Genomic DNA, 24,364 nt, shown 5'->3' on the forward strand with positions numbered 1-24,364 from the left:
TTCATGTGCCCGACGCGATCAGAACGCGTAGCTGGCGCCGACTTTAAAAGTCCGCCCCGGTGCGGTCCGCAGTTCGATCGGATTGGCCATCGCCACGGCAGCGGTTGCCGTGTTGGTATAAGTGGTCGTTCCCGCAAGCGAAGGGAAATAACGGGCGTCGCCGATATTCAGCACCGATGCGCGCAGCGTCAGGCCTGGTGCGATCTGCGGCTTGTAACCAATGATCGCATCGAACACGATGTAGCTGTCGGGCCGGTAGTAGGTCGGATCGCTGCGTGACAACGCACCGGCGGACCAGGTCGAGATCAGCTGTGCATCGAAGCCGTTCGGCCGATCATTATAGCGCAAACCCATCACGCCGGAGAACGGCGTGGTACCATCGAACGCAGTTTCTGCGCTGGTGGCAGTCGCCTTCTGTGTGCCTTGGGTATAGGCGACCGAAAGGTTCGCACTCCAGTAGTCGGTGAAGTGATATTCGGTCGCGAATTCGAAGCCCAGCAGATTCACCTTCGAAAGGTTGGCATAGGTCAGATCGAACAGGCCGGGGAAGTTAGTACTCGGCGTATTGACGAAATTCTGGATGAAATCCGTGTAGTCTGACTTGAACACCGTGGCCGTGAAATAGCCCTGCGTGAACTGGCCGCGCAGACCAATCTCGTAACTCTTGACCTCCTCGGGACGCAAACCGGGATTCGGAACCAGATCCATATTGGTGCCGGCACCACCAGGCAGCGACGTATACAACTGCTGCGACGTCGGCATCTTGAAACCCTCGGCATAGCGACCGACCAGCGAGAAGTTCTCATCCAGCTTGAACACCGAGCCGAACTGCTTCACCAGCTTTTCACTCTGGACGTCGCGTGGTTCCTTACCCGCCACCGCGCGATAGAACGGATTTGGCCGCGGATCGAGCTCGTAAGTGGCGTAACGGACGCCGGGTGTCAGGATCCAGCGATTGTTGAGCAGCGATATTTCGTCCTGGATGAAGCCATCGACGCGGGTCGTGGTCGCATCGGCGAAATTGAAGCCTCCGGCGTTCGCAACGGTAGTTATGTTGGTGGTCAGGTTCGTTGTCGTGTCACGTCGTTGGTAATCGGTCTCGGCAACGCTGGCATAGACGCCATAAGTGAAAGCGTGACGCGCCCATGGCGTGTTGAAGGACGAATTGAACTGGATATCGCCCTCGGTGAACTGCTCCTTGTAGTCCAACAGGAAGTCCAGCCGATCTAGCTGGCCGTTGGCGAGACGGCGCCGGCGAACGCCAGTGAAGTCGCGCTCCTGATCCGAATGCGAGACCTGCCATTTAATCTGGTCGATCCAACCTGCGTTCGGGGTGTACTTGTGCGCGAGCGTATAGCGCTCGCGGCTCTGGATCTGGTTTCGGATGTAACTCAGATTGGCGATGCCGGTCGACTGCAGCCCGAGATCCAGCCGTTGATCGACGGTGGCACTCTTCCTGAGGAAATCTGCCGTAAACTTCACTTCGTTCTGATTGTCGGGTGTCCAGACCAGTTTGTTGAGCACGCTCACATCGTCGCCATCCAGCGGGTTCAGCTGATTACAGCGAATAGCCTGCGCCGGACGCGGGCAGCCATAGATGCCGCCATCGGCGCGTGCCTTGGAGAGCGTGCCCTCGCTATAGCTGCGCTGCGAGGCGCTGATCATGGCAGCGAAGTCGCCGAAACGAAACGCGGTCGTGCCTGTCTTCACCCAGCTCTTGTCGTATGAATCGTAATTCGTATCGAGCTGACCACCAAAATTGCGGCCCTTCAGGTAGTCCTCGGGGTCCTTGGTGACGAAGGCCACCACGCCGCCCAGCGCGTCCGCGCCCCACATCACGCCGGCCGGACCGCGCATGATTTCTACGGCCTTCAAGTTCGACATATCGATGAAGTCGCGGTTACCGTCGACGATGCTCTCGATGACACGTGTGCCGTCAACGAGCATTTGAACGCGGTTGTTCGAGACGCCACGTATCGTGAAGCCGGCGAGATTGCCGAATGGATCGGTTGATGAGGTCACTTTGGCGACCGAAATGCCTGGTTCGTAACGAACCAGGTCCTGCACGTCGCGGACCATGCGATCGTCGAGCTCCTTGCGTCCGATCACCGTGACGCTCTGAGCCAGGTTCAAGACGTTCCGTGCGTTACGATCGGCATAGACGCTGATCGGATCGAGCGACACACCGTAGCTGGCAGCAATCCGATCCGCGGCTTCCAGACGCTTTTTCTCGTCGGCGGTCTGGCCATGAGCTGCGCCCGTGAGCACGATGGGAAGTGCAAGTGCGAGCATGGTCGTGCTGCGCGCGGCGGTCGCCCTTCGGCGGATAGTCCCGGTCATAGTGTCCCTAGCATTTTCATGTAATCGCTGAGGACCGTTTCGTTTCTTAATGTATTCGAGTCAATTATATCGCCTCAATAAAGCCCTAAAATTGCCTCCTTGAAGAAAGAATACATTTAAGAACATCGATATTACTTTTAATTATTGTAATTCTACTTTCGCCTCTGCTGCTACTCTGGCCTTGTGCTCTTCAATGGCCTTCAGCATTTTCGCCGGCATCGGCGCTTCGGGATCCGGTTCATCGAGCCGGAATACTGCGTCGGAAATTCCTGATGCATGTGAGACGTCGATTTGTGCGGACGTCGTCGGCAACAGCACACCCGTCGACGTCACACCGAGATCAGCGAGCTGATATGGCGTACCGTGGCCATATTCGAGATGGCCGCGCCCGATGATGCCGATCACCAGTGGCGGCTCCGGCTGCTGCAATGCCCGCGCAATGCTGCAGGCGAAGGCACGGTCCCAAGTCTGCTGCGCGCGAACGAAACGATCCGTTGCTGACGATGGCGGCGCGGCAGCGCCGTCGGCGACGGGGCCACGACCGAGACCGAGATTGGCGAGATACTGCCGATAGGCAGGCGTTGCTTCCGCCGATGGCGTCAGGCCATCGCGCTCGTTTTCGGGGATAGCTTCCCACCCTTCCTTACCGACGCGCGTCACCAGCGGGCGATGACAGTTTAGCGCCAGCATCTTCACGCGATGCTGCCGGCAGAAGTGAAACAGCGGCAGATAGAGCTGCGCGTCAAAGCCCCAAACGGTGCCCCACTCGACCTTGTCGAGAAACGCGTCCGTGCCGAGCTCTCCATCGACCCATTCGTCGAGCACGGCCTGTACGCGGCGCGGAAACATCTCGAAGCCGACGGCGATATTCGGGCGGAGAAAACGCAGCACCGTGGCGACGTGCAGTTGCCAGCGATGGATTTCTGCAACCGTGTGAGTCTCGCCGAGAAGCACCACCTGCCGCGTTGCCATCTCGGCGAGCAGCGCGCGCTCGTCGAGATGCTCGCCACTGGTCGGATCGAGCCAGGTCGCGCGCGGGTGATCGCGCATCACGCAGCTCCGAATGCCGTGGCGGGACTCCGCAGGAACAGGCCGAGCGATTTGTCGCCGGGGCCGATCGCCACGAGTTCGACAGTACCGTCAGCGGCGACATCACTTCGCTTCCACGCCGTGACGCCGCCGCCGCGTAAATGGAGATGGAAGTCCGATGTGATGATGTTGACGTAGCCCATGGCCGGATTGATCTCGGGAACGAGCCCGTGCCAGCGCTGCGTCACGCCCGGCCGACGCATCTCGATCGTGATCTCGGCTTCGGCCGCGCGCGCGGCCTTGAGCGGTTGCAGGCCAACATCATCCGCATCCAGTGTCGCAGGCGCAGACTCCAGCGCCGGCTTCACCAGCCGTTCGATGGCAACGCCTTCGAAAGCCTTGAGTGCGGTATCGAACGGCTCGACGCCTTCGAGGCCCACTACGCTGAACACGATCTTGCCGGTCGGTTCCTGAAATTCTATCCGCGGCAGGACTTTGTCCTTCATCTTGCTCGAATAGTCGACGACGACCTGCGACAAGTTGTTCAGGTTGATTTCGCTGTCATGTGCAGGACCGACGCAGAACATCATGGTGCCGTCACGTTCGAGTTTCTGCACGACACCGATGCGTTCGAGCACCACGTCATCGTCGCGTACCGCGATCATGATGCGGCCAAGCAATGGCAGGCGGCTGAACACGTTGAGGGGTGGCGCCAAGAGCTGGTGGCGAAGGTCTGCTTGCTGGTCCATGATCTTTCCAAGACGCGTAATCGCGATCACGTCGTCTCTGCAGCACGGAACAACGCGCGTCTACACGCCGAGACGCTTCAGCTCTCGCATTGGAGAAATTCCACAAACCGACTTAGATTTGGAATAATGCTAACTATCAAAACTATTTTACGCCTGCGACAAAATGGCAGTGCGCATGATCATCATTGCGACGTCATTTGCGAACACGCAGCTCCCGATTGTCTCAGCCCGGACACGCCGCGCCGGTCTTCGCCCAGGCTTCCACGAGTGCGCCCGCCTCCGCCTGTGTGCCCGGCGCGGACGCACGTCCGTACCCCGGCGCCCAGGCCCAGCCGACCAGCGTATCCTTGCCGATGTGGTCGATGAGATCCTCGACCTTGCGGCCGCCATTACGCGCGGGGTCTTTGATCTGCGCGCAGATCTCGGCGACGGTCTTGCCTTCCCATGCCATCTCGCGCGGCGCGAGGTGCCATTCGTGATGACCGGGGATGCGGCCGGGTTCGAAATTGGCATCCTTGTGACAGGAGTTGCAGCGCATCGCCGCGGTGCCGTGGCCATCGGACCCACGCGTCACCGGCGGCTGATGCAAACGGCGCGCATCGCCCTGCCGCGGCATGTCGCCGGCGGGATGGCAGTTCACGCAGCGCGGATGCGTCAACACCTTGCCGAGTTCGGTAAAGATCGCCGCGGAGCGCGCACTGGTATCGGCGATGCCATTGAAACTCTCCGGGCTCGCCAGCCCTTTCGATGCGCCCTGCCCGGCCGCATAGGCCGTGAGCATGCTCATCCCAAGCGTCGCGACGACAACCAGTATTTTGATGCGCGTCTCGGCTCTCATCCGCGCGGCTCCTGAATGAGATAGCGCTTCGCGTCGCTGAGGATCACATCGAGCACGGCCTCATGATACTTGAAGTAGCCGGTGCAGCGACACAGATGCCCTTCAAGCGCCTCGGCGATCCTCTCTTCAAGGCCCGCGCGCGGCACGGGCGTCCTGGCCAGTTGCTCGAGCAGCACCTGCCCTTCATTGAGAAAACCGGCGGTACAGTAACCGCACTGGAACGCGAAATGCCTGATGAAGGCCTTCTGCAACGGCGACAGCTCGCCGTTCTTGGCGTGGCCCTCGACCGTGCGGATGGTCTTGCCGTGGAAGCTTGCCGCCGAGGTCACGCAGGTCGGATTGGTGTGGCAGGTGCCGTCGGGCTCGTCGACGATCACGACACAGCTCAGGCACTGCGCGGCGCCGCAGCCGAACTTGGTGCCGGTCATGCCCAGATATTCGCGCAGGAAGTCGTTCATGGAGAGATCGTCGCGGACCTCCGTGGGCGCGTGGACCTGTCCGTTGATGGTGATGCCCAGTGTCGTCACGCGAGCGCTCCCTTGAGCATGGCCTGTGTCACCGGCAGCGCCGCGAAGCGGTGACCGATGGCGTCATGGATGGCGTTGAGCAATGCCGGTACGATGGGAATCATCACCACCTCGGCCATGCCCTTCGGCAATTCGTCCGGTGTCAGCGGCGGCATCAGCTCAATCTCGACGTCGCGCAGCGACAGGTCTGATCCCCTGGCCACCAGATATTGACCGAGGTTCCATTGCCCGTTGCCGGGTCCGCCCTCAAACGGCGGCAGCGTTTCCAAAAGTGCGTAACCGACGCCCATGGCGAAGCCGCCTTGTGCCTGGCCAATCACGACCTCCGGCACCAGCGCCTGCCCGCATTCGAATGCGGTATAGGCTTTGGCGATGCGCAGCATGCCGGTCGCTTTCTCGATCTCGACCCGGACTGTTGCACCGCATGCCGCTGTATAGGCCGTGCCCATCCGGTTGTTATCGGTTGGCGGGAACAACACGCTGGCACGGTTGATGCGCGTGAATTTGCCGGCGCCACGACGCAGCGCGAGCCCGTCGATCTCGGCGCGATACTGCTCGCCGTTAATGGGGAAACGTGCGCGTGCCCATGACCAGCGCGAGAACCCGTGCGCCACGGCGCCGGTGACCAGATTGCGTGCATGGGCGGTCGCGGCGAGTTTCGCCAGCGGCAGCGACGGCAAGCCCACCATTGTGAGCTGCCCGTCCTTCCACTGCGCCTTGGCGAAATCCTTGGCGCGTGGATCGCGCGGGCCGATATTCCATAGCGCCAGCGCCGCCGGCCACACACCGAAGCGGAAGATCACCCGCGCAGCTTCCGCCGCGGCATGGGTACCGACATGGGCGCCGATGGAGGCTGACGTGGCCGAACTGATCGACGGCACCCAGCGCGGATCCTTCTCGGCCTTGTCCTGAGTCTTCTGATCCATGGTGTAGCAATCGCCGGAGGTCACCAGCTCCATCGCGTCGAACACGCCGACCTGCGACACAGCCACCTCGTCAGCGATGCTGCCGAGATGCAATGCCACGCGATTGGCCAGCGCCGTGCCGATGCCGTTGCCCATCTCGACATGGTCGCAGAAAATCGCGATCCTGCCGTCGGGGCTGAGTTCAACGCGACCGTTAGAACTATCGCCGCCGGTGCCGTAGTCCTTGGTCACACAGGCGACGCCGGTGCCGACCAGTATGCCACTGGTCGCGCGCGCCTTCTCTGCAGCTCGTTGCTTCCAGATCGCGTGCTGCTCGAGCTTGTCGAGAACCTCTAAGCTCCGCACCGAGACGATATAGGGATTGCCGGTCATGGTGCGGCCATCCTGCTTCAGGGCATTGCGTCGCCGGAAGTCGATGGGATCGAGCTTCAGCGCAAGCGCCGCCTCGTCGATCAGAACTTCCAGCGCGGTCATGGTCTGCAGCGAACCGTAGCCGCGCATCGAGCCCGCGGTCACGCCGCGGGTATGCTCTGCCACGGTCGTCACATCGACCTTCGGCACGTCATAGATACCAATCGCGGCCGTTGCGGCGCAGGTGGCGACATTGGCCGAGAAATTGGCGAGACCGCCGCCATCAAGCACGTGATCGGCGGCGAAGGCCGTGATCTTGCCGGAGGCCCGATCGACCGACATGCGCGAGCGCATCTTGATGGCGTGGCGTTTGATGCCAGCCTGAAATTGCTGATACCGATCGTGCGCCAGCCGCACCGGACGGTCCGGAAAGAATATCGCCGCCAGCGTCACATAGAAAATGAATGGCGTATGGTCGCGGCCGCCGAAACCGCCCCCCACATAGGCGAATTGCGCGTTGATCGCACTCGGCTTGAACGGCGCCTTGGTTTCGCCAAGCAGAAACGCGATTGATTCCGCCGCTTCATACGGCGACTGCACGCCCAGCACCAGTTCGAGCGCCTTGTCTTTTGCGCTGTACCAGCCCAGTCCGCATTCCGGCTCCATAAACATCGGATCGACAGACTGGGTATCGAAGGTGCGGTCCAGCACCAGAGCCGAAGACTCGCTGGCGGCGATCTCGGCACGGATCTGGTCGCCATAGACCGCAGCCTTCTCGTAACCGGCCTCGTTCTTGTGCGCGGTTGAGGACCATACCGGCAGCGCGGACGCCTGGGTACGGCCGGGCGTGACCCAGCCGGCAAGGACCGGCGAGTAGACATCTGGCGCATCGGGCGTGGCGCCGGCAACGCGGGTGAAACGATACGCCGCATAATTCGGCATTACGATCGGGCCGGTCTCCTCGCCAAACTGCACGAAGGTGCCGTCGCGCAAGGCGATCCGCGCGCGGTCATAGGTGTCGAACTGCTCAAAGATCAGCAGCGCAACGGGCTGGCCCATATAGAGCGGCGTCTTGCCGACGGGACAGAACAGATCGCCTTCATAGTAGGCGGGAACGCGGGCGTTGATCCTGGCGAGATCCGCCGCGGTGACGATCACCGTAGGCTTCAGCGCCCCGCTCAGCCGCGCGAGGTCCATGCCAAGATAGACATGAGTGGCATCAGGCGCGCGCACCAAAATCGCGTGCGAAGTCTTTTCCGGCCAGCCCGGCAGGTCATTCGCCCGGAAATCCGACGCATAGAGTTTCGAGCCGGTGACCTTGGCAACGCCATCGACGCGACCGGCACCGCCGATAGCGGGATTGAGCTTGCCCCGCCCCGGCAGTGTCTCGCGTGCCGGGAACGCCACCGGCTCCGCCGCAGCTAGATGCGACAGGCTGAGCGAAATACCGCCAGCCGATACCCACTTCATAAACTCGCGACGCGAAGTCCGCATGCTTCCACCCCTGATCGACAGTCGTCCGCCGCCGCGCCGATTACTTGAGATCGGCGATGGTGGCCGGCCCCGGTCCAGTGGTGATCAGTGTCGGCCACTGGTTGGAGCCGAACGGCACCACGGGCGGCAGGAACGGCGTCATGCCGCGCTTGGCGCTCTCGGCGATGATGGCAGCGCGGGCGTCGCCCCCCATCAATTCATAATCCATCAGGTGATAATTGCCGAAGAACAGCGACCCCACGGAGCGATCCGCGATGATGCGCGTCAGCGACTCCAGCATATCGGCCTGCGTGGTGGTGAACGACACCGTCTCGATCAGCAGCAGGCGATCATTGATGGCTTCCGGCGGGAAGAACTGTGCCAGCACGCTGAACAGCACGTTGTTCTGCCGTGCCACGTAAATCGTGTTGCTCGCGGCATAGGCCTTGTCCCAATCGGGACCCAGCATCTTCTTCCAGTCGCCCAGCACGGTCATCCAGTGATTGACCTGGGTTTGCGCGGCCCAAGTCACGTTCTTCGCAAGGAACGGCGCCTGTTTCTTGCCAAATGTCTCCAGCACATCGAAGGGGATGACGCCCTTGGCGATGCACTCGTCCATGAAAGCCAGGTTGTTCTGCAGGATGGTACGGTTGTTGTCGCGCCAGTCGGCCTGCATCGGCGTGAGATCGAGGCCATCCAGCGCCGACTGCATGCGGCTGCGATAGGCTTTCATCGAGCCGAGCCAGGATTTGTTATCGGGATTGTTGACGTAGGGGCCAACCACCTCGGCCAGTGCCATGGTGCTGTGGCCGACCGACTTGAGCAGCTGATAGACCATTGGCACCGAGGGCGCGTCGAGCGGCGGTTTGCCAGGCTGGTACAGCGTGAATTTGCCGCCGGCGCCGGAGAACAGACCGAGGATCACGGGATGTTTGGCGAGGATATTGGCGCGGAAGACTTTGGCTGCGTCGCCGTAGAGCTCGAACATGCCGGTGTTGAGCGCGAGCATGTCCTTGGTGGCGGTCTCGGCAGGCGTCGTCGCGGTGAGCCCGGAAATCGGCGCCATGTAGGATGGCAGGGTCTGGGCATGGGCGGCGCCCCCCAACAGGACAGCTGCAAGAGCGACAGCGTGGCGATACGTCATATCCGGACTCCTCCGAGTCATCTTGGCGATTGCTACTGTCACGACTAACGCAGCACATCTTAAAAATCTGCCTTTCCATTCGGCAGAAATGGTCGCGACATAGTTGATGAAAGCAAACTCGCCGTGACGGACGGAATGCTCTCGAACGCGACTGAATTGGATAAGAAAAACGCTACGAATCACGCAAAGCGCCGGTGGCTCAAGGCTATACGCAATTTCGTGACACCGGAATTGGTTCGCGATCCGGAATACGCAATACGCAGCGATTTCTCGTCCGCCTGTGGTGGAAGGCTGGACGTCGGAAACAGGCCGGGGTTATTTTCACGACGCGTAAATAAGCACCATCAACAGGGCTGTATAGCTCCGGGCCACCGAGAGGGAGCGCATGTCAAAAAAGACGTCTGTCAAATCGACGAAGGTCAGCGAAGCAACCTCTCCCTCCGAACTGATCGACGCGAAGATCGGGGAGCTCGGTGACTGGCGCGGCGAGATGCTCGCTCGCGTCCGAAAGGTCATCAAGCAGGCTGTCCCGGAGGTGGTCGAGGAATGGAAGTGGCGCGGCGTTCCGGTCTGGGAACATGCCGGCATCATCTGCACCGGCGAGACCTACAAGGCGGTCGTGAAGATGACCTTTGCGAAGGGCGCATCGCTCGATGACCCGTCAGGCCTTTTCAATTCCAGCCTCGACGGCAACACCCGGCGGGCTATCGATATTCACGAGGGCGATAAGCTGGACGAAAAGGCGCTGAAGGCGCTCATTCGCGCTGCGGTGGCGCTGAACACCTCGACAAAGAAGAAGCCAAAGAAAGCGTGAGCGTCGTTATTTAGCGACCGGCCATGACAGGTCGTAAGACATCACATAGATGACGATGGCTGACAGGCACAGAACCACGCCGATCCAGAACAGCGGCGAATGATGGATGGGGCGGCGCGCGGCGTCGTCTCTCTGTTCGTGCTTCATTCCGTCCCCCATTTCCGGCGCAAGCGCCCTGTCCGAATTGTCGCGCGACGTTCTGACACACAGATCGCGCCCGCCGAAGCACGCATTGTCGCACCATTCGCAGGAAAGGTACGCATGCACGGCGCGATTCGACGCAACGATGATGGTTTATCCGCGCTGCTCCAGCCGGCACGGATGACCGATGTCGTCGACATTGGCGCGAATCCCATCGATGGCGATCCGCCCTATAAGCCGATGCTGCAAAGCGGACTTTGCCGCGTTACCGGTTTCGATCCGCATCCGCAGGCACTACTGAAATTGCAGCAGCGCAAGAGCGCGCTGGAAACCTACCTGCCCTATGCCGTCGGCGATGGCGGCAGCCATACGCTGAAGATCTGCCGCGGCATCGGCTTTGCCAGCCTGCTGCAGCCTGAGCCGAAGACACTCACGCACTTTCCGAACTTCACAGAGCTCGGACGTGTCGTCGACAGGCTCCCGCTCGATACACGGCGGCTTGACGATATCACGGAGATCGAGCACATCGATCTCTTGAAGATCGACATTCAGGGTGGCGAACTGTCGGTGTTCAGGAACGGTCGCAGCAAACTGGCAAAGGCCGTCGCCATTCAGACTGAAGTCTCCTTCGTGCCGCTCTATGAGAAGCAGCCGGTGTTCGGCGAAATCGATCTCGAACTGCGCAGCCTCGGCTTCATTCCGCACATGTTCGCGGCCATCAACAAGAAGATGATCGCGCCGATGATGGGCCCCAACCCTGCTGCTGCCATCAATCAACTCGTCGAGGCCGATGTCGTCTATGTCCGGGATTTCATCCAGGCCGAGGCGATGGATAGCGAGCAGCTCAAGCACCTCGCACTGATCGCGCATCATTGCTACGCCTCGTTCGATCTGGCGCTGAATTGCGTGCATCATCTCGCCAGCCGCGGAGCGGTCACGCCCGATGCCAAGAACCGCTATGTCGCCCTGCTCCAGGCCAATCGCCCCAAAGTAGCTGGCGGCAGACTTTAAACTTCTCCGGTTCCGACGTAACATGGTGTCCGGCGCAGGGGACGCGCCGACGCTTGCATCAGATTCCAGCCAGGACACGGGGCAGACAATGCTTTCTCGGCGCCGACTTTTGCTGACTGCGGGAATGGCGATCGCCTGCCCTGCAGTCCTGCGCGCCGAGCCGCTGAAGATGCGCCTCGCCCATAGCCTGCCGACCACCCATCCCGTCCACCCGGCCATGCAGCACTTTGCCGACCTGGCGCGTGAGCGTTCGCAGGGCGAACTTGACATCGCGCTGTTTGCGGACGGGCAGCTCGGTCAGGAAGTCGACCTGCTGTCGCAGGTGCAGGCCGGCAAGCTGGATTTTCTGAAAGTCAGCGCCAGCGTGCTCGAACGCGTCCATCCGGCCTACAAGGTTCTCAACCTGCCTTTCACGTTCCGCGATCGCTCCCATTGGCTGAAAGTGACGAGCAACGAGATCGGCAGCGACGTTCTGGCCTCAACCACATCGGCGGGGCTCACCGGCCTGACCTTCTACGATGCCGGCGCACGCAGCTTCTATGGCCGAAAACCGATTCTGCATCCCGACGATCTCAAGGGCATGAAGATCCGCATCCAGCCGTCTGAGACGATGGTCAAGCTGATGCAGCTGTTCGGTGCCGAAGGCATCGAACTGTCATGGAGCAATGTCTATGTCGCGCTGAAGTCGGGATTGGTCGATGGTGCAGAGAACAGCGTGGTGGCGCTGATCGTCGGGAAACATGCTGAAGTCGCAACGCACTACTCGTTCGACGAACACACCATGATCCCGGATGTACTGCTGGTAGGCGCCGGCCGGCTCAACAGCATGACGGCGAAACAGCGGGAGATCATCCGGGAAGCCGCCGCCCTGTCGTATCATCACATGAACAAGCTGTGGACCGCATTCGAGACGCAAACGCGCCTGCAGGTCGAGGCGATGGGCGTGACATTCGTCAAGCCGGACAAGGCCCCCTTCATCGCGAAGGCAGCGCCCCTCGCCGACATCTATGCCGGCGAGGAAGCGTCACGGACGTTGCTGCGCAGGATCGCGCAGGCATAGGTCGTTTGATCGGGCTTATTTGACGCCGAGCAGTTCGACGTCGAAGATCAACGTCGCATTGGGCGGGATCACGCCGCCAGCACCACGCGCGCCATAGCCGAGATCCGGCGGAATGATCAGCGTGCGCTTGCCGCCCACCTTCATGGTGGCGACGCCTTCGTCCCAGCCCTTGATGACCCGCGACATACCGATCGGGAATTCGAACGGCTCGTTGCGATCGACCGACGAGTCGAATTTCTTGCCCTTGACGCCGTTCTCATAGAGCCAGCCGGTGTAATGCATCACGCAGGTCTGTCCCTTGGCCGGCGTGGCGCCGGTGCCAACGGTGGTGTCTTCGATCTGGAGGCCTGAAGCTGTGGTCATGGTTTTTCCTGCGGCTGGCGCCATTTTCTGCGGCGCTTGTTTTTGAGGCGCTTGCGCCATGGCGGAAGAAAGGGAGACGTCGGACACGGCCACGATCATGGCCGCACTGAGCGCGACGGCCGTGGCTCTGACGGCACGCTGGGAGTTTCGCATCATGTCTCCTGGATGGTTGGGTCTGCGAGCGGCGCAGTCATGCCCCGTCATCGCACCGCAACGCAAGTCCTGGCAATGCCGAATCCCGAAGCCGCGATCCATGAAGATCGGTCAATGAGGATGCTTGAATCGGTCCTCAGTCAGGCTTGGAGCTGCGTCGGGCCAGCTGACCCTTGTAATTTTCAAGCAACCGGGTCGCCAACTCTGTCGCCTCATCGCTTGCCTGGATCGAGCGACTGTCGGACATCGGCTCTGCGAGCGAGGCCGGATGTTTGAAGCTGAACGAGCGGATGACGCGATCGATGGCTGCTTGCATGGATAACTCCCGATGGCGACAGGAACTCCGCATTTCGCGGAAAGTTCCTGATCAGTCAGCCGGAGGGCACCGCAGGTTCAAGGCAGCACCACGGCCGCTGCAAAGCCGCAACATGGCCATTTTGGCTACAAATGTTGCTAAGCGCATGCTTCTGCTGCGAATTGCAGCCCTTTGAAAGTCAGTCGCTTGGGGTCGCGAACGCCCGCCAGATACAGGCCGCGAATGAAGTGGGTCACCATGTCGCGATCACAGCCGGTCAGAATGACCACGGCATCGACGGCTGTCTTCTGGGCATCCATATAGGTCCTCGCGCCGCGCAGGCGGCCTGCTCCGCGCGCTCCAAATCGCCGGATGACCAAAACATGCCCGATTCCCAGGATTTGCGGATATACGCGGATCACCCCGGCGCAAGCTCCGCCCCAGCCTCGCGCAGGCCTCCTTGCCGGCAAATCATGCGTAAGATTGCCGTAAATCGCAGATAGTTGATGCGTTGCCGCGCTGTCGGCTGTAAACCGCAGCGGAGTTTCGGCCATTGCCTGGGTGTTTGCCCGGCTGCCGCACCCGACAATGACCCACCCCAAACCAAAGAAAGCGACAAGGCCTCGTTCATGTCATTTAAGGAACCCAGCTTCGCGGATCGCCAGAAGGCTGCGATCGAAGCCAAGAAGAACATTCTGAACAAATTCAAGGCAGCACCGGGGCCCGATGATCCTGCCGTGAAGGCGCGCGCCGCCGAGCGCGAAGCCGCTGCCGTCGCACGCGCGGAAGCCAAGGCCATCCGCGACGCTGAGAAGGCCGTCCAGAAGGCCCGCGAAGCCGAGGAAGCCGCCGCTGCTCTAGTCCAGGCTGCGCGCGAGAAGGAAGAAGCCGCGCTTGCCCAGGCCGCGCTGGAAGCCCAGCAGAAAGCTGCCCGCGACGCCCGCTACGCCGCCCGCAAGAAGCGTAAATAAGCACGAGATCAGCGTGCCATCATCCGATGGCACGCTGCCTGAATTGATTGTCCGAGGTCAGTTCGTTTTGCCGAATTGCGGCTCGTCGGGTTTGACGAAATTGTTGCCGCTCGGGCCGTAACCGGTGATCTGGATCACCGCGCCCTCTTCCCGTGTGCCGTCCCAATGCACCGCGCCAGCGGGATGCACCATGTAGCCGCCGGTCTTCATCGGGATCGATTTCTCGGGCACGAAGGCTTCGCCCGTGCCGGTGTACCAGGTGCCCGACAGCACAACGACGTGACGATCTTCCGGATGCTTGTGCGGCTTGCTCATGATACCGGGCGGCCACTTGATCCGCAGAACATAGATGCCTTGCTTTGAGGGATCTCCGTAAAGTGTCGCGACTTCGACGCCAACGCCGAACGGATTCTTCCAGACTTCCTCGCCCTGATTGATGCGCACGAAGCCCATCTCATCGGTGGCGCTCCATGTCGTCACGCTTGGAAACACTGTTGCTGCGATCAGACAAGTCGCCGCAACGACGACGCGTCGTTCTTTTTTCATCATGGCCTCCCCAGGCGTTTTCTTGTGCGCGGAGGCTATGCCGAGTTTTCAGGTCCAGCAACGAGCAGCGCAACATGACAAGCCCGTCGCGCGGACGGGCCCGTCACAACGATGCAAATGAAGACGTTACTTCTTCATCATTCCGTCTTCCTTCTTCATCATGCCGTCTTTTCTCATGCCATCGTCCTTCTTCATACCGTCGTGGGACATGGCATCCTTCTTCATTCCATCGCCCTTCGACATGGTGTCCTTCTTCATGCCGTCATCCTTGCTCATCTTGTCCTGAGCAAAGGCGGCAGGTGCCAGCGCGAGGCTGAGCGAAACGATAGCGGTCGACACACCGAGCGCGAACCTGGTGGAGATGGTCATGATGTTTTTCCTCGGATCCATTTCTGAAGCGCGACGTCTGTCGCTATGAACCAGACGTACGGAGGTCGCGGTTTGTTACGTCGCATCAAAAAAGTCTTGATGATGCATCCGATAGCCATTGCGTGCGACGCAACATCACTTGCCCGCCGGTTCGGATTGTATAAACGAAGGGACGCGCGGTGACGGAGCAACAGGACGCGGGCGCATTTTGTCCCGCCCGGCACCAGACGAACACTTTCAGGAGTTACGCATGCTGACTCGCCGCCACATCCTTGGATCGGCCCTCGCCGTGCCTGCGATCCTCCGTTGCGGTGTCGGTACGGCGCAGGCAGCGACTACACTGAAGATCTCGCACCAGTTTCCCGGCGGCACCATCGACAACGGCGACTTCCGCGACCGTCTGGTCCGGACTTTCGCCGCCGCCATTGCCAAGCAGAGTGGCGGCGACCTCGTTGCCGAGGTTTATCCGGATTCGTCGCTGATCAAGGCAGATGCGCAATTTTCCGCCATGCGCAAAGGGACTCTCGATCTCAGCCTTTATCCCTTGCCTTATGCCGGCAATGAATTGCCGGAAGCGAATATCGGCCTGATGCCCGGTCTGGTCTCGACCTACGATCAGGGCCTTCGCTGGAAAAACCTGCCGATCGGCAAGGCACTGAGCGACATTCTCGCCGACAAGGGCATCATGCTGCTGACCTGGGTCTGGCAGGCCGGCGGCGTGGCTAGCCGCTCACGCCCGCTCGTTGTGCCTGAGGACGCCAAGGGGCTCACGGTACGCGGCGGTTCGCGCGAGATGAACATGATGCTGCAGACTGCCGGCGCACGCGTGCTCTCAATGCCGTCTAACGAAATTTACGCAGCAATGAAGAGCGGCGCCTGCGATGCCGGCATCACGTCATCGACCAGCCTCATCTCATTCAAGCTGAGCGAAGTCGCCAAGCATCTGACCTCCGGCGCGGGTGCGTCCTACTGGTTCATGCTTGAGCCTCTGATGATGTCCAAGGCTGTGTTCGACAAGTTGCCGAAAGCACACCAGGATATTCTGGTCTCGGTCGGCGCCGAGATGGAAGCCTTCGGCAAGGCCGGCGCGCAGCAGGACGATGTCGAAGTGTCCAGGGTCTATGAGAAGGCCGGTGCCAAGGTCAGCGCGCTCGACGCTGCGACCGTCGGCAAGTGGCGCGATATCGCGCGCGACACGGCGTGGAAGGACTATGTCGCCAAGACGCCGCTCACCGCGAACCTCCTCAAGCTCGCGCTGGACGTCCCGGCCTGACCTATCCTGTCGTCCGCCAGCTGGCACTCAGCGCGTCTTCGCGTTGAGTGCCGAAGCGACACGGCTGACCGGCGAGCGGCCGATCAGAGCACTGATGGTGTTGGTTGCAGCGAGCAGCTTGTTCATGTCGACGCCCGTCGCAATCCCCATGCCTTCCAGCATGTAGACCACATCTTCGGTGCCGACATTGCCGGTCGCACCGGGCGCATAGGGGCAGCCGCCGAGACCGCCGGCAGCGCTGTCGACAACGCGACAGCCTTCTTCCATCCCGGCATAGAGATTGGCCAGCGCCTGACCATAAGTGTCATGGAAGTGCATCGCGAGCTTCGGCATGGGAACCGAGCCAGCAACGGCACGCAGCATCTGGCGTGCTTTCGACGGCGTCCCGACACCGATCGTGTCGCCAAGCGAGACTTCGTAGCAGCCGAGATCAAACAGCGTCTTTGAGACATCGACGACCGCCTGCGGCGCGACGTCGCCATCATAGGGACAACCGAGAACGCAGGATACGTAACCGCGCACGCGGATTCCGTCAGCCCTGGCGCGCTCGATCACCGGCTTGAAGCGCTCGATGGATTCGGCAACCGAGCAATTGATGTTCGCACGCGAAAAGCCTTCCGATGCCGAGGCGAACACCGCGACGACTTTCGCGCCGACCGCCTTCGCGCCCTCATAGCCCTTCTCGTTCGGCACCAGCACATGGAATTCACCGGGCAAATCGCGCACGCCGAGAAATACCTGATCCGAACCCATCATTTTGGGGATCGCCTTGGGCGACACGAACGAGCCGACCTCGACCGTATGCAGGCCAGCCCCGACCAACGCCTTCACGAAGGCGATGCGGTCTTCGACCGACACCGGCGTCTTTTCATTCTGCAAACCGTCGCGCGGGCCGACCTCGACGATACGAACCTGATCACTCATGCTTGTTTCAATCTCACGTGTCTTTCAGAAGATCAGGCGCTCGGCTCGACTTCCGCAAGCTCGACGCCTTCTCCAACAATATCGCCAACCTTGCACTTGATGCGCTTGAGCACGCCGGCAAACGGCGCACGCAACGTCTGCTCCATCTTCATGACTTCCAAGGTCAGGATGGCCGCGCCCTTCTCAAGGGTCGCGCCCTCCTCGGCCAGCAGCGCCACCACGGTGCCGGGCAACGGCGCAACGATCTTGTCCTCGCCGACTTGCTCTTCATCGTCGCCGCCGAACGGATCGACCCAATGCATGTCGAAACGGCCGTGACGCGTACGCAGGTAGAGTTCGTGGCCCTCGATCACCGAAACGATGTGCGAGCGTGCTCCGTCCAGTGTCAGATCGAAATGCCCGTCATCGGCCGCAGCCGTCTCAAACCCCAGCTCGCGAGTGCCGATCGAAATCGTCGCAGGACCGCTGCCGTAATTCAACGTCACGCGCTGCTCGTCCGAACCATGCTTGAATTTGAACACCCGCTGGCGACGCCCGACCGGCATCCAACCAGCCGTCTGCCAGGGCGAGGTACCGGCGGCCCGTGCTGCCTGCGCTTCGGTCGAGACGATGGCGGCGACGGCCGCGCATAGTTCGAGATCGCCAGGCGCCGCCGAGTCCGGCGTCAACACTTTTAATTCACGCTCGATAAAGCCGGTGTCGATGGTGTTGGCACGCACATCCGGATGCGTCACAAGCGCCGACAGGAACGGCGTGTTGGTGACGATGCCGCGAATATCGGTTTCTTCCAGCCCACGATTGAGCCGGTTGATCGCCGCATCGCGCGTCGGCGCCCAGGCGATCACCTTGGCGAGCATGGCGTCGTAGTTCGGCGACACCGCATCGCCCTCGCGATAGCCAGCATCAATGCGCAAGCCGTTCGTCTCAGCGGGCGTGCGCCAAGTGCGGATCCTGCCCACCGACGGCATGAAATTCTTGTGCGGGTTCTCGGCGTACACCCGCGCCTCGATGGCGTGGCCGTTGATTTTGATCTGGTCCTGCGACAGCGGCAGCTTTTCGCCGAACGCCACGCGGAGCTGCCATTCGACCAGATCAACGCCGGTGATCAGTTCAGTGACGGGATGCTCGACCTGCAGGCGCGTGTTCATCTCAATGAAGAACACGTCCTTTCCGTCAGAGACGAATTCGATAGTGCCGGCGCCGACATAGTTCACCGCGCCTGCGGCCTTGCGTGCAGCCGCGCAAACCGCCTCACGCTGCGCGCCGTTCAACGTTGGCGACGGCGCCTCTTCGATCACCTTCTGATGCCGTCGCTGCAACGTACATTCGCGCTCGAACAGCGAGACCAGATTGCCGTGGCTGTCGCCGACGATCTGCACCTCGATGTGGCGGGGATTGTCGACATACTTCTCGATCAGCATGCGGTCGTCGCCGAACGCTGCTTTGGCTTCGCGCTTGGCGCTGACGATGGCCGGAGCCAGTTCAACAGCCGAGCGCACCACGCGCATGCCACGCCCGCCGCCGCCCGCTGAGGCCTTCACCAGAACCGGGAAGCCGATCTTGTCGGCTGCCTTGGCCAATGTCGCGTCGTCCTGCGCTTCGCCATGGAAGCCCGGCACCAGCGGCACGCCAGCCTTCTCCATCAGCGCCTTGGAGCCCGACTTCGAGCCCATCGCAGTGATCATCTCCGCAGTAGGTCCAACGAAGATCAGGCCGGCATCGGCACAAGCCTGCGCGAACTCGGCGCTCTCGGAGAGAAAGCCGTAGCCGGGATGGATCGCCTCGGCGCCGGTCTTCTTTGCAGCTTCGAGAATGCGCTCGATATTGAGATAGCTGTCGCGCGCACGCGCCGGGCCGATCAACACGGCCTCGTCGGCTTCCGCGACATGCAGCGCATTGGCATCTGCCTCGGAATAGACCGCGACGGTGCGCAAGCCCATGGCCCGCGCGGTACGGATGACGCGGCAGGCTATCTCGCCGCGATTGGCGATCAGGAGCGTGCGAAAGCGGCGATATAAAGCTTTTGAGATTTCGGCTTTGGCCATCATCACATCCTGAACAGGCCGAAGCGCGTCGGCTCGATCGGCGCATTGGCCGACGCTGACAAACCAAGTCCGAGCACCAGGCGCGTATCTGCGGGATCAATCACGCCGTCATCCCAGAGGCGCGCCGTCGCATAATACGGGCTGCCCTGGGTCTCGAATTGGTCGCGTGTCGGCTTGCGAAACGCTTCCTCCTCTTCGGTCGACCAGGTGCCGCCCTTGGCTTCGATATTGTCGCGGCGCAGCTGACTCAGCACCATCGCTGCCTGCTCACCGCCCATCACCGAGATACGGGCATTGGGCCACATCCACAGAAAGCGCGGGCTGTAGGCGCGGCCGCACATGCCGTAATTGCCGGCGCCGTAGGAGCCGCCGACCACCACTGTGAATTTCGGGACGTTGGCCGTGGCGACAGCTGTCACCAGCTTGGCGCCATCGCGCGCAATGCCGCCGGCTTCGTATTTCTTGCCGACCATGAAGCCGGTGATGTTCTGCAGGAACACCAGCGGGATGTTGCGCTGGCAGCAGAGCTCGATGAAATGCGCGCCCTTCAGCGAGCTCTCGCTGAACAGGATTCCGTTGTTGGCGATGATGCCGACCGGGAAACCCCAGATATGCGCGAAGCCGCAGATCAGTGTCGTGCCGTAGAGCTTCTTGAACTCGTCGAATTCGGAGCCGTCGACAATGCGCGCGATGATGTCGTGCATGTCGAACGGCTTGCGCGCGTCGGCAGGAATGACACCGTAGAGTTCTTCAGCCGCGTATACGGGATCGCGGGGCGCCTGCATGTTCAGTGTGGCCCGCTGTGGTGGTTTCAGCGTCGCGACGATTTTTCGCGCGATGCCGATGGCGTGACCATCGTTCTGTGCGTAGTGATCGGTGACGCCAGACTGCCGCGAATGCACATCCGCGCCGCCAAGTTCTTCGGCGGTGACAACCTCGCCGGTTGCGGCCTTCACCAGCGGCGGACCGCCGAGGAAGATCGTGCCCTGATTGCGCACGATGATGCTCTCGTCGGACATCGCCGGCATATAGGCGCCGCCGGCAGTGCACGAGCCCATCACGACAGCAATCTGCGGAATGCCCTGCGCCGACATCTGCGCCTGATTGTAGAAGATGCGGCCGAAATGGCGCTCATCCGGAAAGATGTCGTCCTGCTGCGGCAGAAACGCGCCGCCGGAGTCCACCATATAGATGCAAGGTAGATTGTTCTGCCGCGCGATGTCCTGCGCCCGCAAATGCTTCTTCACCGTCATCGGATAGTAAGTGCCGCCCTTGATGGTCGCATCATTGGCGACGATCATGCACTCCCTGCCCGACACCCGGCCGACGCCAGTGATGACGCTGGCGGAATGGACATCGCCGCCATAGAGGCCGTTGGCGGCCAATGGCGAGAGTTCGAGGAAGGCCGTGCCGGGATCGATCATCAGATCGACACGCTCGCGGGCCAGCATCTTGCCCCGCGCGGTGTGCTTGGCGCGGGACGCCTTGCCGCCGCCCCCGGCGACCGCACCGAGCTTGTCCTTGAGCTCGGCAACCTGCGCCTTCATCACATCGACATTGCGTTTGAACTCGGCCGAGGTGGGATCGATCGTGGAGCGAAGCGACATCGGCTTCCGTTTCCTGCAGGGTCTGTTTCTTGTTTGCACGGCGGCCCGGCAACGGGCCTGCCATGATGGTGTCACCCCGTCGTGGCGGGACGCAACCCTAACTTTCGGTGCTGGTCAGGGTGAGATTTGGAGCGTTACGGAGGCTGATTTGCCCGCAAACCGGTCGTCAGTGCGACCATGGCTCCGAGCGGCGGAACGCAAAATTGTCGGCATAGGCGATGGTCCGGGGCGCACGCACCTTGGGCTCGATCACCTGATAGGCAATGCCTTCGCGTTCGCAGTAGGCGACCGCCTCTTCCTTGCTGTCGAAGTGGATGGACAGCTGCTGCTTCATGTCACCGGACGACGTCCAGCCCATCAGGGGCTCGATCACCCGCGCCTGCTCCGGCTCGTAATCGAGCTGCCAGTCCTTGGTCTTGGCGAGGCCGGCCTGCATGGCGTTCTTGGGGGCTTTGAAGATACGTGCGGTCATGGAATGCGATAGCCTTTTAAGGATGGGCCTTCGTCTCGGGATTAGCGTCTCGGGATCGGCCTTGGTCAGCTGCGACACTGCGACAAATTGGTGAAAACGGCGGGGCTGGTATATCCAATTGTCACGAATTTGATCCGTGATTCCGTCGTTTGGCGGCTTCGTTATTGTGTATATTCGTTCCACGGCGTCGTGACAATCGGGGCACGAAGCGGTCTATCTGATCTCGCAATTCGGCATCACGAAGGGCTCCTGAAGCGGCACCCATGGATATTCACGCCATCCTTCCCCCCAAAGGCCGAGACCTTCGGCTGGACCTGTTCCGCGGTATCGCCAACTGGGCGATCTACCTCGATCACATCCCCGACAATGTGGTGAACTGGGTCACCACCCGGAACTATGGCTTCTCCGACGCGGCCGACCTGTTCGTCTTCATTTCCGGCTACACGGCGTCCTTCGTCTACGCCAAGATGATGCTGGAGCGGGGCTTCATCGTCGGCGCTACGCGCCTCACCAAGCGGGTCTGGCAGCTCTATGTCGCCCACGTTATCCTGTTCGTGATCTACATCGCCGCCATCGGCTATGTGGCGCAGCGCTATAACGACCCCGACATCATCAACGAGTTCAACGTTGCCGGTCTGGTCGACAATCCGATCCAGACGCTGACGCAAGGTCTGCTGCTCAAGTTCAAGCCGCTCAATCTCGACGTGCTGCCACTCTATATTGTGCTGATGGGCCTGTTCCCGCCGGTGCTGTGGATGATGCTGCGCAAGCCGGATCTGACGATGCTGGCGTCGCTGGCGCTGTATTTCGCGGCACGCCAGTTCGGCTGGAATCTGCCCGCCTATCCCTACGGCGTCTGGTACTTCAACCCGTTCACCTGGCAATTACTGTTTGTGTTCGGCGCCTGGTTCGCGCTCGGCGGCGCGCTCGAGTCACGCTCGGTGATCCGCTCCAAGGTGCTGCTGTATTTTGGCATCGCCTATCTCTTGTTCTCGCTTGTCATGACCATGGCCGGTCGCTTCCCGGACACCGGCCACATGATCATGCCGGACTGGTTGTTCGACGCGTTCAATCCAAACGACAAGACCAACCTCGCGCCCTATCGCGTGCTGCATTTCGTGATCATCGCCTTCTTCGTCACCCGCTTCGTGCCGAAGGAATGGAAAGGCCTGGAGTGGCCGGTGTTTCAGCCGCTCATCAAATGCGGCCAGCAGTCGCTCGCCGTATTCTGCGTCGGCGTGTTCCTGTCCTTCGTCGGCCACTTCCAGCTGATGATGTCGTCGGGCTCGCTGCTGGCGCAAATATTCGTCAGCGCCGCCGGCATCGGAATCATGACCGGCGTGGCCTATTACATCTCGTGGTCGAAGAAGCAGGACAAGCCGTTGCCGAAGCCGGCAGCTCCCGCAACGTCAGAACAGCAGGCATCGCCGTCGAAAGCCGCAGAATAGACCCGTTGTCGAACATGGTGCGGGACAGGCGAGAAATCGCCGGCAGATGCCTTGCTGCCCCCGGCCTAAGCGTGTATCGACACCGCATCGTCGGGGTATAGCGCAGCCTGGTAGCGCGGCGGTTTTGGGTACCGCAGGTCCTAGGTTCGAATCCTAGTGCCCCGACCATCCCCCATTATATTCAATGACTTAGCGCTTCTTGAACAGCGGATGGACCACCTGGTCCCCGGGCGCGATTCCATATTTTCTGGCGGTACCAGCGACCACTTCGAGAACAGCCCGTGCCGGGCCTCCCGATGAAATGATCTTGAGGGATTGTGGCTCGGTATTCTCCGCGATCCGGAGCACCCGGCCGTCGCCGCTGATGAAGACCATGTCGAGCGAAACGAAGGTGTTCTTCATCCACATGGAGACCTGCTGCTCCGGCGTGAAGTCGAACAGCATACCGCGGCCATCCGCGAGCTCCTTGCGATACATCAGACCGGTCGCCCGCTCCTCGTCGGTCTTGGCGATTTCGACGGAGAACATCCGCACACCTGACTTGGTGACGATTTCGAGCGGCTGGAATTCGGCGGCTGCGGCTGGCTTATAAGGGCCGACAAGGGCCAGAGCGGCGATCACCGCCAGCATCGAGAGGCGGCAGCGGGCGGCGAAGCGAAACAGACTCATGAAGGGCAATCCAAGCAAAGAGCCCGGTCAGGACGCCGGGCGGCGCGACCCTAGCCTGACGACGCGTGCCAGCGCCAGACGGTCGTGATGCACAGCCGCGTGATAGCCCTCGGACGGTAAGGCTGGCAGGAAACCCGCAAGAAACTTGGAAAACCGTAGACGGCTTAGTGCGACGAAAGACCCGGCGTACCGCCTTCGGGCTGGATCTCGGCAGCCATCATGCCCTTGGAGCCGGGCCCAAAGCGCACCAGCACATACTGGCCGGGACGCAGCTCGGTCATGCCGAAGCGGCGCAGGGTTTCCATGTGGACGAAGATATCCGGCGTGCCTTCGCCGCAGCTGAGGAAGCCGAAGCCACGCAGCCGGTTGAACCACTTCACCTGCGCCCGCTCGAGGCCACTGGTAGGCGTCACGCTGACATGAGTGCGCGGCGGCAACATCTGCGCGGGATGGATGGCAGTCGACTCGTCCATCGAGACAACGCGGAAAGCCTGATAGCCCTTGGACCGCTGGGTGCATTCAACGACCACACGGGCACCTTCATAGGCCGTCTGGTAGCCGTCGCGGCGAAGCACGGTCACATGCAGGAGCACGTCGGCTGCGCCATTGTCAGGAATGATGAAGCCATAACCCTTGGAAGCATCGAACCACTTGATAACACCGCTGATCTCGACGAGATCGACGGCGTTGCCTTCGCCGACGCCCGCAAAGGGGTCGAGTGCGTCGCGGCTTGCGTTGCCTGAAAGCTCATTCCCTGGTCGCGGACCACCCGCTCCGGGAATCAGTCCCCCCAACCGCTTGGACTCAAATGCGTCCGACCCCATGG

At 61.3% G+C, this 24,364-nt stretch carries 25 protein-coding genes and 1 tRNA gene; 7 read left to right on the forward strand and 19 right to left on the reverse strand.

The window, feature by feature from the left end; all coding sequences use genetic code 11:
- Positions 1-18: 18 nt before the first annotated feature.
- The 7 genes from AB7783_RS08265 to AB7783_RS08295 form a co-directional block, all read right to left on the reverse strand.
- The gene (locus tag AB7783_RS08265; protein ID WP_441277355.1) at positions 19-2,292 is read right to left on the reverse strand and encodes a TonB-dependent hemoglobin/transferrin/lactoferrin family receptor; all 2,274 of its coding nucleotides are present in this window, start codon (positions 2,290-2,292) and stop codon (positions 19-21) included.
- 189 nt (positions 2,293-2,481) lie between these two features.
- Positions 2,482-3,390, reverse strand: a complete 909-nt coding sequence (locus AB7783_RS08270; protein ID WP_439077176.1) for a ChaN family lipoprotein — start codon at positions 3,388-3,390, stop codon at positions 2,482-2,484.
- Entirely contained in the window at positions 3,390-4,118 is a 729-nt protein-coding gene (locus AB7783_RS08275) for a hypothetical protein (RefSeq protein WP_441277356.1), read from the reverse strand. The genes AB7783_RS08270 and AB7783_RS08275 overlap by 1 nt, the downstream gene beginning before the upstream one ends.
- 223 nt (positions 4,119-4,341) lie before the next feature.
- Positions 4,342-4,956 (reverse strand): Isoquinoline 1-oxidoreductase subunit, encoded by a 615-nt coding sequence (locus AB7783_RS08280; RefSeq protein WP_441277357.1) that lies wholly within the window; start codon positions 4,954-4,956, stop codon positions 4,342-4,344.
- On the reverse strand, positions 4,953-5,483 hold the full coding sequence (locus AB7783_RS08285) for a (2Fe-2S)-binding protein (RefSeq protein WP_441277358.1): 531 nt from the start codon (positions 5,481-5,483) through the stop codon (positions 4,953-4,955). Before AB7783_RS08285 ends, AB7783_RS08280 begins: the two co-directional genes overlap by 4 nt.
- Positions 5,480-8,254 carry a xanthine dehydrogenase family protein molybdopterin-binding subunit gene (locus AB7783_RS08290; protein WP_441277359.1) on the reverse strand — a complete coding sequence of 925 codons (2,775 nt, stop codon included), beginning with the start codon at positions 8,252-8,254 and terminating at the stop codon, positions 5,480-5,482. Before AB7783_RS08290 ends, AB7783_RS08285 begins: the two co-directional genes overlap by 4 nt.
- Before the next feature lie 40 nt (positions 8,255-8,294).
- Positions 8,295-9,377, reverse strand: coding sequence for a hypothetical protein (locus AB7783_RS08295; RefSeq protein ID WP_441277360.1), 1,083 nt, complete (start codon positions 9,375-9,377; stop codon positions 8,295-8,297).
- A gap of 385 nt (positions 9,378-9,762) precedes the next feature.
- Between AB7783_RS08295 and AB7783_RS08300 the strand changes: the two genes are divergently transcribed.
- The gene (locus tag AB7783_RS08300) at positions 9,763-10,191 is read left to right on the forward strand and encodes a DUF1801 domain-containing protein (RefSeq protein ID WP_441277361.1); all 429 of its coding nucleotides are present in this window, start codon (positions 9,763-9,765) and stop codon (positions 10,189-10,191) included.
- Between the two features lie 6 nt (positions 10,192-10,197).
- On the opposite strand, the gene AB7783_RS08305 is transcribed toward AB7783_RS08300, so the two are convergent.
- Positions 10,198-10,338 (reverse strand): hypothetical protein, encoded by a 141-nt coding sequence (locus AB7783_RS08305; protein ID WP_441277362.1) that lies wholly within the window; start codon positions 10,336-10,338, stop codon positions 10,198-10,200.
- Positions 10,339-10,452: 114 nt separating this feature from the next.
- On the opposite strand from AB7783_RS08305, the gene AB7783_RS08310 reads away from it, so the two are divergent.
- Together AB7783_RS08310 and AB7783_RS08315 are read left to right on the forward strand one after the other, a co-directional pair.
- The gene (locus AB7783_RS08310; RefSeq protein ID WP_441277363.1) at positions 10,453-11,343 is read left to right on the forward strand and encodes an FkbM family methyltransferase; all 891 of its coding nucleotides are present in this window, start codon (positions 10,453-10,455) and stop codon (positions 11,341-11,343) included.
- 124 nt (positions 11,344-11,467) lie between these two features.
- A complete protein-coding gene (locus AB7783_RS08315) occupies positions 11,468-12,403 on the forward strand; it encodes a TRAP transporter substrate-binding protein (RefSeq protein WP_441277364.1) in 936 nt (311 codons plus the stop codon).
- A gap of 15 nt (positions 12,404-12,418) precedes the next feature.
- Here AB7783_RS08315 and AB7783_RS08320 read toward each other — a convergent pair whose 3' ends face one another.
- The 3 genes from AB7783_RS08320 to AB7783_RS08330 form a co-directional block, all read right to left on the reverse strand.
- Positions 12,419-12,919, reverse strand: a complete 501-nt coding sequence (locus AB7783_RS08320; RefSeq protein WP_244558298.1) for an FKBP-type peptidyl-prolyl cis-trans isomerase — start codon at positions 12,917-12,919, stop codon at positions 12,419-12,421.
- Between the two features lie 136 nt (positions 12,920-13,055).
- Positions 13,056-13,235, reverse strand: coding sequence for a hypothetical protein (locus tag AB7783_RS08325; RefSeq protein ID WP_089264262.1), 180 nt, complete (start codon positions 13,233-13,235; stop codon positions 13,056-13,058).
- A gap of 137 nt (positions 13,236-13,372) precedes the next feature.
- Entirely contained in the window at positions 13,373-13,768 is a 396-nt protein-coding gene (locus AB7783_RS08330) for a hypothetical protein (protein ID WP_441279783.1), read from the reverse strand.
- Between the two features lie 75 nt (positions 13,769-13,843).
- Between AB7783_RS08330 and AB7783_RS08335 the strand changes: the two genes are divergently transcribed.
- Positions 13,844-14,185: a DUF6481 family protein gene (locus AB7783_RS08335; protein ID WP_093758522.1), complete on the forward strand. Its 342-nt coding sequence runs from the start codon at positions 13,844-13,846 to the stop codon at positions 14,183-14,185.
- A 57-nt stretch (positions 14,186-14,242) separates the two neighbouring features.
- Here AB7783_RS08335 and AB7783_RS08340 read toward each other — a convergent pair whose 3' ends face one another.
- Positions 14,243-14,731 carry a cupin domain-containing protein gene (locus AB7783_RS08340; RefSeq protein ID WP_441277365.1) on the reverse strand — a complete coding sequence of 163 codons (489 nt, stop codon included), beginning with the start codon at positions 14,729-14,731 and terminating at the stop codon, positions 14,243-14,245.
- A 126-nt stretch (positions 14,732-14,857) separates the two neighbouring features.
- Complete coding sequence (locus AB7783_RS08345) at positions 14,858-15,100, reverse strand: pentapeptide MXKDX repeat protein (protein WP_441277366.1); 243 nt, start codon at positions 15,098-15,100, stop codon at positions 14,858-14,860.
- 250 nt (positions 15,101-15,350) lie between these two features.
- Between AB7783_RS08345 and dctP the strand changes: the two genes are divergently transcribed.
- A complete protein-coding gene (gene dctP, locus AB7783_RS08350) occupies positions 15,351-16,373 on the forward strand; it encodes a TRAP transporter substrate-binding protein DctP (RefSeq protein WP_441277367.1) in 1,023 nt (340 codons plus the stop codon).
- 27 nt (positions 16,374-16,400) lie between these two features.
- On the opposite strand, the gene AB7783_RS08355 is transcribed toward dctP, so the two are convergent.
- The 4 genes from AB7783_RS08355 to AB7783_RS08370 form a co-directional block, all read right to left on the reverse strand.
- Positions 16,401-17,297 (reverse strand): hydroxymethylglutaryl-CoA lyase, encoded by an 897-nt coding sequence (locus AB7783_RS08355; RefSeq protein ID WP_441277368.1) that lies wholly within the window; start codon positions 17,295-17,297, stop codon positions 16,401-16,403.
- A 32-nt stretch (positions 17,298-17,329) separates the two neighbouring features.
- A complete protein-coding gene (locus AB7783_RS08360) occupies positions 17,330-19,342 on the reverse strand; it encodes an acetyl/propionyl/methylcrotonyl-CoA carboxylase subunit alpha (protein ID WP_441277369.1) in 2,013 nt (670 codons plus the stop codon).
- A gap of 2 nt (positions 19,343-19,344) precedes the next feature.
- The gene (locus AB7783_RS08365) at positions 19,345-20,949 is read right to left on the reverse strand and encodes a carboxyl transferase domain-containing protein (protein WP_089264255.1); all 1,605 of its coding nucleotides are present in this window, start codon (positions 20,947-20,949) and stop codon (positions 19,345-19,347) included.
- A gap of 166 nt (positions 20,950-21,115) precedes the next feature.
- On the reverse strand, positions 21,116-21,421 hold the full coding sequence (locus tag AB7783_RS08370; protein ID WP_089264254.1) for an ETC complex I subunit: 306 nt from the start codon (positions 21,419-21,421) through the stop codon (positions 21,116-21,118).
- Between the two features lie 263 nt (positions 21,422-21,684).
- On the opposite strand from AB7783_RS08370, the gene AB7783_RS08375 reads away from it, so the two are divergent.
- Both AB7783_RS08375 and AB7783_RS08380 read left to right on the forward strand, forming a co-directional pair.
- The gene (locus AB7783_RS08375) at positions 21,685-22,869 is read left to right on the forward strand and encodes an OpgC domain-containing protein (RefSeq protein WP_093758518.1); all 1,185 of its coding nucleotides are present in this window, start codon (positions 21,685-21,687) and stop codon (positions 22,867-22,869) included.
- A 91-nt stretch (positions 22,870-22,960) separates the two neighbouring features.
- Positions 22,961-23,037, forward strand: a tRNA-Pro gene (locus AB7783_RS08380).
- A gap of 21 nt (positions 23,038-23,058) precedes the next feature.
- Here the strand turns inward: AB7783_RS08380 and AB7783_RS08385 are convergent.
- Positions 23,059-23,538 carry a DUF192 domain-containing protein gene (locus AB7783_RS08385; protein ID WP_089264252.1) on the reverse strand — a complete coding sequence of 160 codons (480 nt, stop codon included), beginning with the start codon at positions 23,536-23,538 and terminating at the stop codon, positions 23,059-23,061.
- A gap of 164 nt (positions 23,539-23,702) precedes the next feature.
- A complete protein-coding gene (locus tag AB7783_RS08390) occupies positions 23,703-24,362 on the reverse strand; it encodes a cold-shock protein (protein WP_170849667.1) in 660 nt (219 codons plus the stop codon).
- Positions 24,363-24,364: the final 2 nt, after the last annotated feature.

This window comes from Tardiphaga sp. 172_B4_N1_3 (genome assembly GCF_052076035.1).
GTDB lineage: Bacteria > Pseudomonadota > Alphaproteobacteria > Rhizobiales > Xanthobacteraceae > Tardiphaga > Tardiphaga robiniae.

Coding starts and splice junctions, on each gene's coding strand:
- AB7783_RS08265 (WP_441277355.1), bottom strand. CDS start 2,292: ATGCTCGCACTTGCACTTCCCATCGTGCTCACGGGCGCAGCTCATGGC.
- AB7783_RS08270 (WP_439077176.1), bottom strand. CDS start 3,390: ATGCGCGATCACCCGCGCGCGACCTGGCTCGATCCGACCAGTGGCGAG.
- AB7783_RS08275 (WP_441277356.1), bottom strand. CDS start 4,118: ATGGACCAGCAAGCAGACCTTCGCCACCAGCTCTTGGCGCCACCCCTC.
- AB7783_RS08280 (WP_441277357.1), bottom strand. CDS start 4,956: ATGAGAGCCGAGACGCGCATCAAAATACTGGTTGTCGTCGCGACGCTT.
- AB7783_RS08290 (WP_441277359.1), bottom strand. CDS start 8,254: ATGCGGACTTCGCGTCGCGAGTTTATGAAGTGGGTATCGGCTGGCGGT.
- AB7783_RS08295 (WP_441277360.1), bottom strand. CDS start 9,377: ATGACGTATCGCCACGCTGTCGCTCTTGCAGCTGTCCTGTTGGGGGGC.
- AB7783_RS08300 (WP_441277361.1), top strand. CDS start 9,763: ATGTCAAAAAAGACGTCTGTCAAATCGACGAAGGTCAGCGAAGCAACC.
- AB7783_RS08305 (WP_441277362.1), bottom strand. CDS start 10,338: ATGAAGCACGAACAGAGAGACGACGCCGCGCGCCGCCCCATCCATCAT.
- AB7783_RS08310 (WP_441277363.1), top strand. CDS start 10,453: ATGCACGGCGCGATTCGACGCAACGATGATGGTTTATCCGCGCTGCTC.
- AB7783_RS08315 (WP_441277364.1), top strand. CDS start 11,468: ATGGCGATCGCCTGCCCTGCAGTCCTGCGCGCCGAGCCGCTGAAGATG.
- AB7783_RS08320 (WP_244558298.1), bottom strand. CDS start 12,919: ATGCGAAACTCCCAGCGTGCCGTCAGAGCCACGGCCGTCGCGCTCAGT.
- AB7783_RS08325 (WP_089264262.1), bottom strand. CDS start 13,235: ATGCAAGCAGCCATCGATCGCGTCATCCGCTCGTTCAGCTTCAAACAT.
- AB7783_RS08330 (WP_441279783.1), bottom strand. CDS start 13,768: ATGGCCGAAACTCCGCTGCGGTTTACAGCCGACAGCGCGGCAACGCAT.
- AB7783_RS08335 (WP_093758522.1), top strand. CDS start 13,844: ATGTCATTTAAGGAACCCAGCTTCGCGGATCGCCAGAAGGCTGCGATC.
- AB7783_RS08340 (WP_441277365.1), bottom strand. CDS start 14,731: ATGAAAAAAGAACGACGCGTCGTCGTTGCGGCGACTTGTCTGATCGCA.
- AB7783_RS08345 (WP_441277366.1), bottom strand. CDS start 15,100: ATGACCATCTCCACCAGGTTCGCGCTCGGTGTGTCGACCGCTATCGTT.
- dctP (WP_441277367.1), top strand. CDS start 15,351: ATGCTGACTCGCCGCCACATCCTTGGATCGGCCCTCGCCGTGCCTGCG.
- AB7783_RS08355 (WP_441277368.1), bottom strand. CDS start 17,297: ATGAGTGATCAGGTTCGTATCGTCGAGGTCGGCCCGCGCGACGGTTTG.
- AB7783_RS08360 (WP_441277369.1), bottom strand. CDS start 19,342: ATGGCCAAAGCCGAAATCTCAAAAGCTTTATATCGCCGCTTTCGCACG.
- AB7783_RS08365 (WP_089264255.1), bottom strand. CDS start 20,949: ATGTCGCTTCGCTCCACGATCGATCCCACCTCGGCCGAGTTCAAACGC.
- AB7783_RS08370 (WP_089264254.1), bottom strand. CDS start 21,421: ATGACCGCACGTATCTTCAAAGCCCCCAAGAACGCCATGCAGGCCGGC.
- AB7783_RS08375 (WP_093758518.1), top strand. CDS start 21,685: ATGGATATTCACGCCATCCTTCCCCCCAAAGGCCGAGACCTTCGGCTG.
- AB7783_RS08385 (WP_089264252.1), bottom strand. CDS start 23,538: ATGAGTCTGTTTCGCTTCGCCGCCCGCTGCCGCCTCTCGATGCTGGCG.
- AB7783_RS08390 (WP_170849667.1), bottom strand. CDS start 24,362: ATGGGGTCGGACGCATTTGAGTCCAAGCGGTTGGGGGGACTGATTCCC.